Annotated in this window: 14 protein-coding genes and 1 pseudogene; 10 read left to right on the forward strand and 5 right to left on the reverse strand. The window is 72.0% G+C overall.

Features of this window, described 5'->3' with window-relative positions; all coding sequences use genetic code 11:
* Window positions 1-136 precede the first annotated feature (136 nt).
* Together CP967_RS10695 and CP967_RS10700 are read left to right on the forward strand one after the other, a co-directional pair.
* Window positions 137-1333, forward strand: a complete 1197-nt coding sequence (locus CP967_RS10695) for a globin domain-containing protein (RefSeq protein WP_150487759.1) — start codon at window positions 137-139, stop codon at window positions 1331-1333.
* 146 nt (window positions 1334-1479) lie between these two features.
* Complete coding sequence (locus tag CP967_RS10700; protein WP_190174972.1) at window positions 1480-2070, forward strand: N-acetylmuramoyl-L-alanine amidase; 591 nt, start codon at window positions 1480-1482, stop codon at window positions 2068-2070.
* Between the two features lie 852 nt (window positions 2071-2922).
* Here CP967_RS10700 and CP967_RS10715 read toward each other — a convergent pair.
* Both CP967_RS10715 and CP967_RS10720 read right to left on the reverse strand, forming a co-directional pair.
* Window positions 2923-4062 (reverse strand): FAD-dependent oxidoreductase, encoded by a 1140-nt coding sequence (locus tag CP967_RS10715; RefSeq protein WP_167535362.1) that lies wholly within the window; start codon window positions 4060-4062, stop codon window positions 2923-2925.
* A 168-nt stretch (window positions 4063-4230) separates the two neighbouring features.
* Complete coding sequence (locus tag CP967_RS10720) at window positions 4231-4926, reverse strand: TetR/AcrR family transcriptional regulator (RefSeq protein ID WP_150487761.1); 696 nt, start codon at window positions 4924-4926, stop codon at window positions 4231-4233.
* Between the two features lie 366 nt (window positions 4927-5292).
* On the opposite strand from CP967_RS10720, the pseudogene CP967_RS34555 reads away from it, so the two are divergent.
* Together CP967_RS34555 and CP967_RS10735 are read left to right on the forward strand one after the other, a co-directional pair.
* Window positions 5293-5512: pseudogene (locus CP967_RS34555) on the forward strand (XRE family transcriptional regulator); the annotation flags it as partial.
* A gap of 34 nt (window positions 5513-5546) precedes the next feature.
* Window positions 5547-6491, forward strand: a complete 945-nt coding sequence (locus tag CP967_RS10735; RefSeq protein WP_229888181.1) for a 1-aminocyclopropane-1-carboxylate deaminase/D-cysteine desulfhydrase — start codon at window positions 5547-5549, stop codon at window positions 6489-6491.
* On the opposite strand, the gene CP967_RS10740 is transcribed toward CP967_RS10735, so the two are convergent.
* Window positions 6467-8068, reverse strand: coding sequence for a Na+/H+ antiporter (locus CP967_RS10740; RefSeq protein WP_150487764.1), 1602 nt, complete (start codon window positions 8066-8068; stop codon window positions 6467-6469). The two genes, CP967_RS10735 and CP967_RS10740, sit on opposite strands and share 25 nt — an antisense overlap.
* A 45-nt stretch (window positions 8069-8113) precedes the next feature.
* On the opposite strand from CP967_RS10740, the gene CP967_RS10745 reads away from it, so the two are divergent.
* From CP967_RS10745 to CP967_RS10755, 3 genes are all read left to right on the forward strand, one after another.
* On the forward strand, window positions 8114-8374 hold the full coding sequence (locus CP967_RS10745) for a UBP-type zinc finger domain-containing protein (RefSeq protein ID WP_150487765.1): 261 nt from the start codon (window positions 8114-8116) through the stop codon (window positions 8372-8374).
* Window positions 8375-8605: 231 nt separating this feature from the next.
* Window positions 8606-9019 carry an ATP-binding protein gene (locus CP967_RS10750; protein WP_150487766.1) on the forward strand — a complete coding sequence of 138 codons (414 nt, stop codon included), beginning with the start codon at window positions 8606-8608 and terminating at the stop codon, window positions 9017-9019.
* A 23-nt stretch (window positions 9020-9042) separates the two neighbouring features.
* On the forward strand, window positions 9043-9978 hold the full coding sequence (locus tag CP967_RS10755; RefSeq protein ID WP_150487767.1) for an RNA polymerase sigma factor SigF: 936 nt from the start codon (window positions 9043-9045) through the stop codon (window positions 9976-9978).
* 125 nt (window positions 9979-10103) lie between these two features.
* Here CP967_RS10755 and CP967_RS10760 read toward each other — a convergent pair whose 3' ends face one another.
* Window positions 10104-10481 carry a hypothetical protein gene (locus tag CP967_RS10760; protein ID WP_150491790.1) on the reverse strand — a complete coding sequence of 126 codons (378 nt, stop codon included), beginning with the start codon at window positions 10479-10481 and terminating at the stop codon, window positions 10104-10106.
* 223 nt (window positions 10482-10704) lie between these two features.
* On the opposite strand from CP967_RS10760, the gene CP967_RS10765 reads away from it, so the two are divergent.
* Both CP967_RS10765 and CP967_RS10770 read left to right on the forward strand, forming a co-directional pair.
* On the forward strand, window positions 10705-11673 hold the full coding sequence (locus tag CP967_RS10765; protein ID WP_150487768.1) for a diacylglycerol/lipid kinase family protein: 969 nt from the start codon (window positions 10705-10707) through the stop codon (window positions 11671-11673).
* Window positions 11674-11993: 320 nt separating this feature from the next.
* Window positions 11994-12251 carry a WhiB family transcriptional regulator gene (locus CP967_RS10770; RefSeq protein WP_003953983.1) on the forward strand — a complete coding sequence of 86 codons (258 nt, stop codon included), beginning with the start codon at window positions 11994-11996 and terminating at the stop codon, window positions 12249-12251.
* A 298-nt stretch (window positions 12252-12549) separates the two neighbouring features.
* On the opposite strand, the gene CP967_RS10775 is transcribed toward CP967_RS10770, so the two are convergent.
* On the reverse strand, window positions 12550-14016 hold the full coding sequence (locus tag CP967_RS10775) for a sensor histidine kinase (protein ID WP_150491791.1): 1467 nt from the start codon (window positions 14014-14016) through the stop codon (window positions 12550-12552).
* Window positions 14017-14678: 662 nt separating this feature from the next.
* Between CP967_RS10775 and nagB the strand changes: the two genes are divergently transcribed.
* Window positions 14679-15464 carry a glucosamine-6-phosphate deaminase gene (gene nagB / locus CP967_RS10780; protein WP_150491792.1) on the forward strand — a complete coding sequence of 262 codons (786 nt, stop codon included), beginning with the start codon at window positions 14679-14681 and terminating at the stop codon, window positions 15462-15464.
* Window positions 15465-15521: the final 57 nt, after the last annotated feature.

The following is a 15521-nucleotide window of genomic DNA, read 5'->3' on the forward strand; positions in this document are numbered from 1 at the left end:
CCCCCTCCACGCGCGCCCCACCGCGCACCGGTTCCACCACGGGCCGGTTCCGCCGCCCAAAAATACGCATTTCACATACCAATTAGAGTCCGGCCGCCACGGCCGGCCCGCCCACTCGCAACCGAGGAGTCACCCGATGCTCTCCGAGACGTCGACCGCCACCGTCAAAGCCACCCTCCCCGCAGTCGGAGCGGCCATCGGTGACATCGCCGACCTCTTCTACCGGAAGCTGTTCGACGCCCACCCGGAGCTGCTCCGGGACCTGTTCAACCGGGGCAACCAGGCGTCCGGCACCCAGCGCCAGGCGCTGGCCGGCTCCATAGCCGCCTTCGCCACGCACCTCGTGGAGCACCCGGACACCCGCCCGGACGTGATGCTGAGCCGGATAGCCAACAAGCACGCCTCCCTGGGCATCACCGCCCCGCAGTACGAGATCGTGCACACCCACCTCTTCGCGGCGATCGCCGAGGTCCTCGGCGACGCGGTCACCCCCGAGGTCGCCGCCGCCTGGGACGAGGTCTACTGGCTGATGGCCAACGCCCTGATCGCCCTGGAGGAACGCCTCTACGCCCAGCGGGGCGTGGCCGCCGGCGACGTGTGGCACGAGTGGACCGTGGTCTCCCGCACCGAGGACACCGAGGACGTGGCCACCTTCCGGATCACCCCCGCCGACGGGACCCCGGCCCCCGCCTTCCGCCCCGGCCAGTACGTCTCCGTCCAGGTGGAACTCGCCGACGGCGCCCACCAGATACGCCAGTACAGCCTCACCGGCGCCCCCGGCGCCGAACTCCGCTCCTTCAGCGTCAAGCGGGTCCGCGACGAGGGCTCGCCCGAGGGCGAGGTCTCCCGGCACCTGCACACCCGGCTGCGCGAGGGCGACCGGCTGCGCGTCTCGGTACCGTACGGCGACCTGGTGCTGGAGGACACCGGCGCACCGCTGCTCCTCGCCTCCGCCGGCATCGGCTGCACCCCGATCCTCGCCATGCTCGAACAGCTCGTGGCCGAGGAACACCGCTCGCCTGTCACCGTCGTACACGGCGACCGGTCTCCCGCCGGGCACGCCCTGCGGGCCGGCCACCTGGCCCTCGCCGGCGAACTCCCCGACGCCACCGCCCACTTCTGGTACGAGCACCCCGAGCCCGGCCAGCCGGCGCAGCGCTCCGGCCTCGTCGACCTGAGCGACGTCCCCCTCTCCCCCGGCACCCACGCCTACCTCTGCGGCCCCCTGCCCTTCATGCGCGCGGTCCGCGGCCAGCTGCTGGCCAAGGGTGTCGCGGCCTCGGACATCCACTACGAGGTCTTCGGCCCCGACCTGTGGCTGGCCCAGGGCTGACCCCCTCCGTACGCCCGGACGCTCGCGGGCTGTCCGGATCGGCTCGCACACGGCTTCGCACAGAACGCGACCCTGTAGCCCGGAGAGCGGCATTCCGGTACAAGCGGTATAGAGGGCACACTCCCCACGTACCGAAGGAGCCGGCCATGTCGTCACCCATGTCCGCGAGCAAGTTCCTCAAGGCCCTGAAGAACGAAGGACTCACCGTCGTCCAGGTGGGCGACTGGCGCACCCACAACCGCAACCACAAAGGGCCCTGGGGCCCGGTACACGGGGTGATGCTCCATCACACCGCCACCAAGGGCACCTCCCGTACCGTCGACATCTGCCGCAAGGGGTACGCGGGCCTGCCGGGCCCCCTCTGCCACGGCGTGATCACCAAGGACGGCCGGGTCCACCTGGTCGGTTACGGACGCGCCAACCACGCCGGTCTCGGCGACGACGACGTCCTGCGCGCCGTCATCGCCGAGAAGCGGCTGCCCACCGACAACGAGAGCAACACCGACGGGAACCGCCACTTCTACGGGTTCGAGTGCGAGAACCTCGGCGACGGCGACGACCCGTGGCCCGACGCCCAGCTGGAGGCCATCGAGCGGGCCGCCGCCGCCGTCTGCCGCTTCCACCGCTGGGACGCCCCCTCGGTGATCGGCCACCGGGAGTGGCAGCCCGGCAAGGTGGACCCGCGCGGCTTCTCGATGACCGCGATGCGCGCCCGCATCCACGACCGGCTGAAGTGACCCCGGACCGCCGCCCCGGCCGGGGGCGTGCCCCGACCCCTGCGAGGGGGCGCGCCCCGGCCGGGGCGACAATGGCCGGGTGAACCGGCCCGTGGACCCCGCCCCCGTACTCCGCCCCCGGCTCCCCTCCCCGCTGGAGGAGGTCCCCGACGAGCGTTTCACCCGGTACGGGCGCATCCCCGGGTAAGTGGAGAAGAGCGGGACCGGCCGGCCCCGCCCTCCTTTGCCGCTGTCCCTTCCGGCGCCGGATGAGCACGCAGGGCCATCTGGAGCCGTCAGGGCCTCCGTCAGGCAGAGAGCCATCCTGGGATGCCGTTAACGAGCGGCGAACCAGGTGACAAGTAACCCGCAAGTAGCTTCCTGGTCGGGTTTTCACTTCTCTGGGTGGCTTGTCCGGCTGATGGGTGTGCTGCTGGTCCGGCGCCACGGCTTCTCGTACTTGCCGCCGCACACCCGGCACCGGGGGAGGCAGCGGGGCCCATCTGATCGCTGGGCTCCGCGGGGTACCCGGCATTCTGGATTCTCGCGACGAGATGCGGGGTCGTGCAGGTGCAGATGTGCACGCTCGACGAGATGCGCGGGCAGGATCCGGCAGGGCCTGGGGGCGGGGCGTCGACGAAGCCGGTCCGGCTGGGGAAGAACAGGGGAGGCCGGCCAGGAGCCGGAAGGCGCGGCCGCGTACCCACCCGGGGCCGCGGCCGGTGCGGGTGCAGGTGCTGCTGAGAATGATCGCGGTCTTCGGCAACGTGACTCCTGTGGGCGAGAGCTTTCCGGGCGGGGGGAGAGCCGCGTGCGGCGGGCGCACCGGCGCCGTGGGGAAGGCCGGCGGGCCCGCCGCTGCGTGGCCGGGGGTCACCGGGCCGCCGGTCCGGTGGTGAAGAGCGCCGTCATCTCCTCCAGGCCCTGCGGGCCGAACATCGTCTCCAGGCTCTGGGCGGAGTCGGCGGCGGAGGCTTCGCTGCGCGGGAAGAGGGCTTCCTCGTAGGCGGTCAGGGCGGCCTCGGTGTCGCCGGGGTGGGTGGCGACGGCCGAGGCGAGTTCGGCGCCGTCGAGCATGGCGAGGTTCGCGCCCTCTCCGGCGAAGGGCGACATCACGTGAGCGGCGTCGCCGAGCAGGGTCACACCCGGCGCGCGATCCCAGCGGTGGCCCACCGGCAGTGCGTGGATACGGCGCGGGGTCATGGTGTCCGCGTCGGCGATCAGGCCGCGCAGGGTCTCGTCCCAGCCCTCGAAGTGGGCGAGCACGGCCTGCTTGGCGGCCGGCGGATCGGTGAAGTCGACCGTGTCCAGCCAGCCCTCGTCCGCTTTGAGGGCGGTATAGACGTGGACACTGCCGTCGGTCTCCTTGTGGGCGAGGAAGCCGCGCTCGCCGCCGAGGCAGATGAAGAACCCGCTGCCGACGACGGCCACGCTGCGCGGGTGGCGGGTCTCGGCCTCCAGCAGGTCGGTCTCCACGAAGGAGATGCCGGTGTAGGCGGGCACAGCCTCGGAGAGCAGGGGACGGACGCGTGACCAGGCGCCGTCGGCGCCGATCAGCAGGTCGGTGGTGATGGTGGAGCCGTCGGCGAAGGTCACCTCGTGGCGTCCGCCCTCCTGGGCGCGGGCTCCGGTGACCTTCCTGCCCCAGTGGACTGTGCCGTCGGGCAGGGAGTCGAGGAGCAGGTCGCGCAGGTCGCCGCGGTCGACCTCGGGCCGGCCGCCGGTACCGTCGTCCTCTTCCGCGACGTGGACGGTGCCGTCGGGGCCGAGCAGGCGCATGGCCTGGCCGCCCTCGTGGATGATCTTGAGGAAGCCGTCATGGAGGCCGGCGGCGTGCAGGGCCTTCTGGCCGTTCTCCTCGTGGATGTCGAGCATGCCGCCCTGGGTGCGGGCCTCCCTGGACGGCTCCAGCTCGAAGACGGCCGCCTCGATGCCGTTCACGTACAGAACGCGGGCGGCGGTGAGGCCACCGAGGCCTCCGCCGATGATCGCGATGGGGTGGTGCGTGCCCATGGGAGGCCTCCTGGGGGTGGGGGACGATGCCGCAGGCGCCCTCATCAGCCTGCCCCTCCACCGTAACGAACATGTTCGTTACGAACAAGTTCTTCAGTGGGTGTGCCGCGACCCCTCCCGCGGCCTTCGCGCGCGGACCGTCTGCCGGCAGCGGGAATCCGCGAGAGCTCAGCCGGTGGTATCCGGTACCGGGGTGTGGATGATCCCGTTGATCACGACGTTGAGGCCCCAGGACAGGCGGGCGTCCTGGGTGCCGGACAGCAGTGTCGGCAGGTGCGCCTTGATCATCGGGTGCCCGGCCTCGTCCACCCCGTGCGCGGCACGGGTGAGCGCGTCCCAGTCGCCCTGGCTCATCGGCTCGTGTTCCTGCGTAGCGTGCTCCGCCGCGGTCGCGGTCGCGTACTGCAGGAGGCTGTCCACGCCCCAGGCGACCTGCTCGCGTGGGGCGCCGCTGCGGGAGAGCAACAGCAGAAGGCGTTCGACCAGGTCGAGGTAGTTCGCGCCGCTGGGGCGTGCGACCAGGGCGGAGCGGGCCAGCTGAGGATGCTCGAAGAGCAGACGGGTGTAGGAGGTGAGGACCGCGACGAGATCCTCACGCCAGCCGGTCCCAGGCCGGTCGGTGGACAGCTCCACCTCGCCCAGGAGCGCGTCCAGCACCGCCGCGTGCAGCTCGGCGGTGTTGGCCACGTAGACGTAGAGCGAGGCCGGGCCGGTGTCCAACTCCTGGGCCAGGCGCCGCATGGTCACCTTCTCCAGCCCCTCGGACCGCATGACCCGCACCGCCGCATCGACGATCCCCCACCGCGTCAGGGCCGGCTTCGCGGGGCGCTCACGCCGGCTGATCGGTTCTCGCTTCGCAGTCATACCTCGATCGTAACGAACATGTTCGTCGCCCCGAGGGGTGCGGAATCGCGTCTCACCCCGAAAACCCCGCGGAGCCGGCGCCCTGGGCGGGCTCCTTCATCGCGGGAGCACCGGACCGGTACGCCCGTCAGGCCACCGGCCGGGCAAGGGCGAGCACCGCCAGTGCCACCGGCACCACGGTGCCGAACCCCTCCGGGTCCCGCACCCCCGGGGCCGCCGCCAGGACGCCCACGACCACTAGCGCCGGCCCGACCGCTCCCAAGGTCCAGCGCCGCGGCCAGCGCTCCGCCCGCTCCTCCGCACGGCCCGCTTCTGGTCGATCTCGACCTGGAGCGCCTCACGGCTGACGCGCACCATGACTGCCATATGGAGACGCGTTTCAGCCATGCCGAGGACGCGGTGAACCATGTATCCCTGGCTGTGTTCCGCTTCGATCACGACGCACTCGTCACACCTCATCTGGCCCGGCTCGTCGGACACGACTCCCCACTCCTCCACCTGCGCCGCCAGGGGAGACGGCGGGATGTCCGACCGCTTCGCCGAGCATGCGGAGGAGCTGTGGGGCCGGGGCCCCCGGCCCCTGTGAGGGGGCGCGCCCCGGCCGGGGCGACAATGGCCGGGTGAACCGGCCCGTGGATCCCGCCCTCGCACTCCGCCCCCGGCTCCCCTCCCCGCTGGAGGAGATCCGCGACGAGCGTTTCACCCGGTACGGGGTGGCTCTGCTGCTGAAACGGGACGACCTGATCCACCCGGATCTGCCGGGCAACAAGTGGCGCAAACTCGCCCCCAATCTGCGGGCCGCCGCGGGGCGTACCGTGCTGACCTTCGGCGGGGCCTACTCCAACCACCTGCGGGCCACCGCCGCGGCCGGGCGGCTCCTCGGCTTCCCCACCATCGGTGTCGTACGGGGGGACGAGCTGGCGCACCGCCCGCTGAACCCGTCCCTCGCCCGGTGCGCCGAGGACGGGATGCGCCTGCACTTCGTGGACCGGGCGGCCTACCGCGCGAAGGGCTCCCCCGAGGTCCTGGACGGCCTGCTGGACCTCTTCGGGGACTGCGCGGTCGTCCCGGAGGGCGGCAGCAACGCCGCCGCCGCGCGGGGCTGCGCGGAGCTCGGCCGCGAGCTGTCCGGACAGACCGGGCGGGCCGGGCAGGCCGCCGGTACGGTCGCGGTGGCCTGCGGCACCGGCGGCACCCTGGCCGGGCTGGCCGCAGGGCTCGGGTCCGGGCAGCGCGCCCTGGGCATACCGGTGCTGCGGGGCGGTTTCCTCGGGGCCGCCGTGCGCGGCCTCCAGCGGGAGGCGTTCGGCGGGCCCGCCGGGCGGTGGTCGCTGGACGAGCGCTTCCACTTCGGCGGCTACGCCCGTACGACACCGGAACTGCACGCCTTCGCCGAGGACTTCGAGGACCGGCACGGACTGCCCGTCGAACGCCTCTACGTCGCCAAACTGCTGTACGCGCTGACCACGCTGGCCGCCGAGGGCGCCTTCGCGCCGGGATCGGCGGTCGCCGCGGTGATCACGGGGAGGCCCGGCCCCCTTCAGGACCCGTCCGTCTCCCGGTAGGCCGCGGCCTCCTCCAGGTCCAGCCGGCGCAGCAGGGTCCGCAGCATCTCGTCGTCGATCCGCCGTTCGTCCCTGAGCCGGACGAAGACCTCGCGCTCGGCCCCGATCATCTCGCGTGCCAGACGCCGGTAGGTGTCGTCCGCCGACTCGCCGGTGACCGGGTCGAACGCCCCGAGCCGCTCCCACACGGCGTTGCGGCGCCGTTCCATGACGGTGCGCAGCCGGTCCGCGAGGGGTCCGGGCAGCTGGTTGCGCGGGTCGGCCAGCAGGGCGTCCAGCCGGGCCTCGGCGGCGGTGGACGCCTCGCTCTGCGCCTGCGCCTCGGCCAGTGTCTCGGCCGTCGGGTCGCGTCCCGGCAGCTTCAGCACCCGCACCAGGACGGGCAGGGTGAGCCCCTGGACGACCAGCGTGCCGATGACGGTGGTGAAGGTCAGGAACAGCACGAGGCTGCGGGCCGGGAAGGGCTCCCCGTCGTGCGTGGCCATCGGGACGGAGAAGGCGATGGCGAGCGAGACGACCCCGCGCATCCCGGCCCAGCTGACGATCAGCGGCGAGGTCCACGGCATCGCGGGCTCGCGCTCCCTGATCCGCCTCAGGAGCCGGCGCGGGAGGTAGGTCGCCGGGTAGACCCAGACGAAGCGCACCACGACCACCGCGGCGAACACCGCGACCGCGTAACCGGCCGCCTCGGTGACGCCGTACGCGCCGAGTTCCCGCAGCACGAAGGGCAGCTGGAGGCCGATGAGCGCGAACACCGAGGACTCCAGGACGAAGGCGACCATCTTCCAGACCGCCGCCTCCTGGAGCCGGGTCGCGAAGTCCACCTGCCAGGAGCGGTGCCCCAGGTACAGCGCGACGACGACCACGGCGAGCACCCCCGAGGCGTGCACCCGCTCCGCCGCCGCGTACGCGACGAAGGGGATCAGCAGCGACAGGGTGTTCTGGAGCAGCGCCTCCCTGAGGTGGGTGCGCAGCCAGTGCAGCGGCACCATCAGGACCAGTCCGACGCCGACTCCCCCGCCGGCCGCCAGCAGGAACTCGCCGATGCCGGCGCCCCAGCTCATGCCCTCGCCGACGGCGGCGGCCAGGGCGACCTTGAAGGCGGTGATCGCGGTGGCGTCGTTCACCAGGGACTCGCCCTGGAGGATCGTGGTGACACGGGCGGGCAGTCCGACCCTGCGGGCGATGGCGGCGGCCGTCACCGCGTCGGGCGGGGCCACGATCGCGCCGAGCACCAGGGCGGCGGTCAGGGGCAGGCCGGGCACGACGAGGTGGGCCAGCCACCCCACGGCGACGGTCGCGAACAGCACGTAGCCGACGGAGAGCAGGGCGACCGGCCGCACGTTGGCCCGCAGGTCGAGGTAGGAGCTGTCGATCGCCGCGGTGTGCAGCAGGGGCGGCAGCAGCAGGGGCAGCACGATGTGGGCGTCCAGCGTGTAGTCGGGCACCCCCGGCAGGTACGAGGCCAGCAGCCCCACGGCCACCAGCAGCAGCGGGGCCGGCACCGGGGTGCGCCGCGCCGCGCCCGCGACCGCCGCGCTGACCGCGACGAGTGCCACCAGTGGCCAAGCGTCCATTCCACCGTCCCCACGACCGGATCCGACCGACGTACCGTTGTCATCATGAGTGAGTGCACGCACGTCGCCGAACTGCCGCGCCCCGAACCCGCTCCGCTCAGTGACACCTGTCCGGAGTGCCTGGAGGCGGGGAGCCACCCCGTGCAGCTGCGGCTCTGCCTGGTCTGCGGACACGTCGGCTGCTGCGATTCCTCGCCCCTGCGGCACGCCACGGGACACTTCCGCGAGACCGGCCACCCGGTGATCCGCAGCTTCGAGGCGGGGGAGAGCTGGCGCTGGTGCTTCGAGGACGGTTCGATCGTCTGACGTCTGGGTACGTCAATCCGGCGCCGGTTCTTCACAATTGCCCGCCGCCGCCCCCCGGACACCGTCCGAACGCATGGGCCTACCATGAGTGACGGCCGGGGAAGGGGTCGCGGGGACACGGCATCATGGACCGCGACAACGTCGCCGGACCACACGGCCGGCGGCGTACCGGACGGCCCCGGGCACGTGTCCCGGAGTCTCGAACGAGTGTGTGCCACCTTGGAGGTGAGGGTGTCCCAGATCGCAGGCGAGCCCGGGAACCAGGACTTCGTTGAGGTCCGGCTGCCCGCTGCGGGTGCCTACCTGTCGGTGTTGCGTACGGCCACGGCCGGTCTCGCAGCACGCTTGGACTTCACCCTCGACGAGATCGAGGATCTTCGCATCGCGGTAGACGAGGCCTGCGCGATCCTGCTCCAGCAGGCCGTGCCGGGCTCGGTACTCAGCTGCGTCTTCCGTCTCGTCGACGACTCCCTCGACGTGACCGTCTCGGCCCCCACGACGGACGGCCGCGCCCCCGAGCGCGACACCTTCGCCTGGACGGTGCTCTCCGCACTCGCCGGCAAGGTCGACTCCACGGTCGCCGACGACCGTACGGTCAGCATCAGCCTCTACAAGCAGCGCGGCGCGGGACCCGGGCCGGCGTGAGCGACGGGAACGGGGACGGTCCTGTGCGTGACGAGACGATCGGTTCCGGAGTGGTGGGCCCAGCCGCCGTTCCCGAGCAGCAGGCCCGCCCGCATCCGGCCGACGGGGCGGGCGGAGCGGACGGCGAGCGGGAGCCTACGGCCGCGGTGGAGCGGTCGCAGGTGAAGCGGGCGGGCCGGATGAGCGAGCACGGGGACCACGATCCGCACGACCGGAGCGCGGCACGCGCCCTCTTCGTCGAGCTGCGGGCGCTGCCCGACGGTTCGCCGGAGAAGGCCGAGCTGCGCAACCGGCTGGTGCGGATGCACCTGCCGCTGGTGGAGCACCTGGCCCGCCGCTTCCGCAACCGCGGCGAGCCGCTGGACGACCTGACCCAGGTCGCCACGATCGGGCTGATCAAGTCCGTGGACCGGTTCGACCCGGACCGCGGCGTCGAGTTCTCGACGTACGCGACGCCCACGGTCGTCGGCGAGATCAAGCGTCACTTCCGGGACAAGGGATGGGCGGTACGGGTGCCGCGCCGCCTCCAGGAGCTGCGGCTGTCGCTGACCACGGCCACCGCGGAGCTCTCCCAGCAGCACGGCCGTTCGCCCACCGTGCACGAGCTGGCGGAGCGCCTGGGCATCTCCGAGGAGGAGGTGCTGGAGGGGCTGGAATCGGCCAATGCCTACAGCACGCTCTCGCTGGACGTGCCGGACACCGACGACGAGTCTCCGGCCGTCGCGGACACGCTGGGCTCGGAGGACGAGGCCCTGGAGGGGGTGGAGTACCGCGAGTCGCTGAAACCCCTGCTGGAGGGCCTCCCGCCGCGCGAGAAGCGGATCCTGCTGCTGCGCTTCTTCGGCAACATGACCCAGTCGCAGATCGCGCAGGAGGTCGGCATCTCCCAGATGCACGTCTCCCGGCTGCTGGCCCGCACACTCGCGCAGCTGCGGGAGCGCCTGCTGGTCGACGAGTAGCCGGGCGGGCGCGGGGCGGGCAGGAGGCGACGGGCCGTCCACGCGGCCGGCCCGGTACGCCCCGCCGACGGGCCCGGTGCGCCGCCGTGGCCCCGGGCCGCACGGCGGCGCGTCCGGGGCGGCTGCTAGGCGTCAGGGGTCGTACGCGGGTCCCTGATGCCCAGCGCCTGTGTGGTGGCCGGGTTGAGCAGCAGCACCAGTCCCGTCACCGCGACCACGGCCAGGACGATCCCGGCGGGGATCAGCGCGCCCTGCGACCGCAGCAGCGTCCAGGCCACCGGCAGCGCCATGAGCTGGGTGATGAGGGCCGGTCCCCGGCTCCAGCTGCGGCGGCGCAGCAGACCGCGGGCGGCGAACAGCGGGATGAGCCCGAGCGCCACCAGGGTCAGACCGCCCGTCTCGGCCTGCCGGGGGCTGTCGGGGTGCCCGACGAGCCCCATCACCAGCATGTAGAGCCCGCCGAGGACGAGAGCGGCCCCCTCAAGGGTGTTGAGTGCGGCCAGCAGGGGGATCCGGGCCGGCTTCCCCTCGCCGGCCGGGGGCGGGGAGAGGGGCGCGTTCGCTTCAGTACTCACGCCCTTCAGGTTGGCATCCCCGGCCGCCCGGAGCGAAGCCGGGGCCGGAGCCGCCTGTCGCGCCGACGGGGATCATCACCCTGTGTGACCGACTCCGGACCGTGAAGTCCGCGGCTTCTGGGAGGTACCGCACGGTAGGTAGGCTTACGCCATGCGCGCACTCCTCGTGGTCAATCCAGCCGCCACCACCACCAGTGCGCGGGTCCGTGACGTGCTGATCCACGCCCTGGCGAGCGAGATGAAGCTGGAGGTCGTGACCACCGAGTACCGCGGTCACGCCCGGGACCTGGGGCGGCGTGCGGCGGACGCCGACGACATCGACATGGTGGTCGCGCTGGGCGGTGACGGCACGGTCAACGAGGTGGTCAACGGCCTGCTGCACCGGGGCCCCGACCTGGAGGGGCTGCCGGCCCTCGCCGTCGTCCCCGGTGGCTCCACCAACGTCTTCGCGCGCGCCCTCGGCATCCCCAACGACGCCGTGGAGGCCACCGGCGCCATCCTGGACGCCCTCGCGGACCGCAGCGAGCGCACGGTGGGACTCGGTGTGACGGCCGGCACCCCGGGTACCCCGGACGAAGCCGTCCCGAAGCGCTGGTTCACCTTCACCGCCGGCCTGGGCTTCGACGCCGGCGTCATCGGCCGAGTCGAACAACAGCGCGAGCGCGGCAAGCGTTCGACCCACGCGCTGTACGTGCGCCAGGTGCTCCGGCAGTTCCTGGAGGAGCCGCACCGGCGGAACGGTCTGATCACCCTGGAAGTTCCCGGCGAGGCCCCTGTGACGGAGCTCGCACTGTCCATCGTCTGCAACACCTCCCCCTGGACCTACCTGGGGAATCGACCGATGTACGCCACCCCCCGGGCGTCCTTCGACACCGGCCTGGACGTGCTCGGACTGAAGCGCCTGTCCACCGCCGCGGTGACCCGGTACGCCACCCAGCTGCTGACTTCGAGCCCCGAGAGAGGCCCTCGCGGCAAGCACGCCGTGACCCTGCACGACCTGACGGACTTCACCTTGCATTCGAAGGCGCCACTGCCCTTCCAGATGGACGGCGACCACCTGGGACTGCGGACGAGCGTGACGTTCACAGGCGTACGCCGTGCACTGCGTGTGATTGTGTGAGTGGAAGGGCCCAAAGTCCTTTAACTCGAACGTTTGGGCTGGCCCCCACCCCTTAGAAGTACGGCTGTGACCTAGTCGACACCGAGGAATCAAAAAAAACTTTCCAGAAGGGGTTGTATCCGCCGTCGAGGTTTGGGAATCTCTACTTGGCGATCGGGACAGCCCGCAGGACCGGCATCCCTGAGAGCCAGAACCCCTCCTTATCACAACAGGGCCACAACCAGTTCTTCTGGGAGTCGGACCTTCACCTACGGGGGGATTCGTGAAAGCGTTCACATTCACAAGCAACATGTATGTAATACCAAGGAGAGGTAGCAGCCATGGACTGGCGTCACAACGCCGTTTGTCGTGAGGAAGACCCCGAGCTGTTCTTCCCCATCGGCAACACCGGTCCTGCGCTGCTGCAGATCGAGGAAGCCAAGGCCGTCTGCCGTCGCTGCCCCGTCATGGAGCAGTGCCTGCAGTGGGCGCTCGAGTCCGGCCAGGACTCCGGCGTCTGGGGTGGCCTCAGCGAGGACGAGCGCCGTGCAATGAAGCGCCGTGCCGCTCGCAACCGGGCGCGTAACGCCAGCGCCTGACCGACGCCCCCGCATCACGAGCCTCAGCCAGGCGGCGCGTACAGAGCGTACGCACAGCCCCGCCTTCGAGTCGCAGCGCGCAGTACCCCCGAAGCGCATCGCACCGTGAGCATCACCCAGTGGGCCCGGACCGTCACCACGGTCCGGGCCCACTGTCATGCGCTGCCCTACGTGGCGCCGGGCACGCGCCCTCCGGGAGAGGGCTCCCGGGAGGCGCGCGGTCACTTCACGGCGCGGGCCGTCACCTCTCGGCCCGGACGGTCACCTCACGCGGGCGGTCACCTCCCCGCGCGAACCGTCACTTCTCGGCCCGGACGGGGACGTCGAGGACGACCTGGGTGCCGCGTTCGGGGCCGGGCACCATGCCGAAGCTGCCGCCCAGTTCGCCTTCCACCAGGGTGCGGACGATCTGGAGCCCCAGATTGCCGGCCCGCTTCGGGTCGAAGCCCTCGGGCAGCCCCCGCCCGTCGTCCGTGACGGTGATCAGCAGCCGCCCCTCGGCCGAGGTGCCGCCGCGCACCGCGGAGACCTCCACCGTGCCGTGCTCGGCCATGGTGAAGGCGTGCTCCAGGGCGTTCTGGAGGACCTCGGTGAGCACCATCGACAGGGGTGTGGCCACTTCCGCGTCCAGGATCCCGAAGCGGCCCGTACGGCGGCAGGTGACCTTGCCGGGCGAGATCTCCGCGACCATCGCGATCACCCGGTCGGCGATCTCGTCGAACTCCACCCGCTCGTCCAGGTTCTGGGACAGCGTCTCATGCACGATGGCGATCGAACCGACGCGCCGCACGGCCTCGTCGAGCGCCTCACGGCCCTGCGGCGAGTCCATCCGGCGCGACTGGAGGCGCAGGAGGGCCGCCACCGTCTGGAGGTTGTTCTTGACGCGGTGGTGGATCTCCCGGATGGTGGCGTCCTTGGTGATCAGCTCCCGTTCACGGCGGCGCAGTTCGGTGACGTCCCGCAGGAGCACCAGCGAACCGATGCGCACACCCTTGGGTTTGAGCGGGATCGCCCGGAGCTGGATGACCCCGCCGGCCCCCTCGACCTCGAACTCCCTCGGCGCGTAGCCGCTGGCCACCTTGGAGAGGGCTTCGTCCACCGGCCCCCGGGAGGGGGCGAGTTCGGCGGTGGTGGCGCCCAGGTGGTGGCCGACCAGGTCGGAGGCGAGGCCGAGCCGGTGGTAGGCGGAGAGGCCGTTGGGGCTGGCGTACTGCACGATGCCGTCGGCGTCGAGCCTGATCAGCCCGTCGCCCACGCGCGGGGAGGCGTCCATGTCGACCTGCTGGCCGGGGAACGGGAAGGAACCGGCGGCGATCATCTGGGCCAGGTCGGAGGCGGACTGCAGATAGGTCAGTTCCAGCCGGGAGGGGGTGCGCACGGTGAGCAGGTTGGTGTTGCGGGCGATGACACCGAGGACCCGGCCCTCCCGGCGCACGGGGATGGACTCGACCCGCACGGGCACCTCCTCGCGCCACTCCGGATCGCCCTCGCGCACGATCCGGCCCTCGTCGAGGGCGGCGTCCAGCAGCGGGCGGCGTCCGCGCGGCACCAGGTGGCCGACCATGTCGTCCTGGTAGGAGGTGGGGCCGGTGTTGGGCCGCATCTGCGCCACGGACACATAGCGGGTCCCGTCCCGGGTGGGCACCCACAGGACGAGGTCGGCGAAGGACAGGTCGGAGAGCAGCTGCCACTCCGAGACCAGCAGATGGAGCCACTCGAGGTCGGATTCGCTCAGGGCGGTCTGCTGGCGGACGAGGTCGTTCATGGAGGGCACAAGGGGGAGCGTACCCGTGGCAACCCACAGGTTCCGAACCGTTCACCCCGCCCGTACGTGACACTGGGGAAGGCCGCGTACACGGGGCGAGAACGTCCGTGCCCGCGGATGGACACAGCATAATGGTCTAGTCCACAATGCCGGTGTACGGCAGTGTTCTACGGGAGGGGCCGAAGGGGCGCGGAGAACCGCCCGCACACGGCAGACTGCACCTGTACGACAGACCTCCGCTCTCCCCGCACAGGAGAGCGGACCGAGGCACCCGGCGCTCTCTGCCCTGACCGCGCCAGGCGCCTCACCGTGGCCGGAGGCACCGCACACCGCCGGCCGGAAAGCTCCGGGCTGCGGTGCCGGACGGGCTGAGGGTCCCGTCCCGGCGCCGCGGCCCGCGGGTGTTTCAGGGCCCCTCCCCCGGCCCCCTCCCCGCGCCGCTCCCGGGACCGCCCGGCCCGCTCCCTTCCCCCCTGCCCCAGGGACACCCGGCCCGCTCCCCGCCCCGCCCCCGGGGCCGCCGGCCCCGCTCCTCTCCCCCCGCCCCGGGCGCGGCCGGATTCCGTACGGCGCCGTTCGCCCACCGGGCCGCCCGGTTCTGCTAGATTGAGCCCATAATTGGTCTATACCACATGAGCTCTCTTCAGATCGGCAGGCACAGCGTGGAAGTTGTCATCGTCCCGGACGCCACGGCAGGCGGCGAACTCATCGCGGAGGCCATCGCCGCCCTGCTGAGCCGCAAGCCCGACGCCCTGCTGGGCGTTGCCACCGGCTCCACCCCGCTGCCCGTCTACCAGGCCCTGGCGGCGAAGGTCCGCTCCGGCGCCGTGGACGTCTCACGCGCCCGCGTCTGCCAGCTCGACGAGTACGTCGGCCTGCCGGAGGGCCACCCCGAGTCCTACCGCTCGGTGGTGCTGCGCGAGGTCGTCGAACCGCTCGGTCTGTCCGAGTCCTCCTTCATGGGCCCCGACGGCTCCGCCGAGGACATCCAGGCGGCCTGCGAGGCGTACGACCGGGCGCTCGCCGAGGCGGGCGGGGTGGACCTCCAGCTGCTGGGCATCGGTACCGACGGACACATCGGCTTCAACGAGCCCTGCTCCTCGCTGGCCTCGCGCACCCGGATCAAGACGCTCACCGAGCAGACCCGGATCGACAACGCGCGCTTCTTCGACGACGACATCGAGCAGGTGCCGCACCACGTCATCACCCAGGGCATCGGCACCATCCTGGAGTCCCGCCACCCGGTCCTGCTGGCCACGGGCGAGGGCAAGGCCGACGCGGTGGCCCGGACGGTCGAGGGCCCGGTCGCCTCGGTCGTGCCCGCCTCGGCCCTCCAGCTGCACCCGCACGCCACGGTCGTCGTGGACGAGGCCGCCGCCTCCGGTCTGAAGCTGGCGGACTACTTCCGCGCCACCTACGCGGCGAAGCCGCGCTGGCAGGGCCTGTAAGGGCTCCGGGCGGGAGGGGGCGCCCCTGCTCTCACGGCGCCCCCTCCCCGGAGCCCC

It is taken from the genome of Streptomyces nitrosporeus, from assembly GCF_008704555.1.
GTDB lineage: Bacteria > Actinomycetota > Actinomycetes > Streptomycetales > Streptomycetaceae > Streptomyces > Streptomyces nitrosporeus.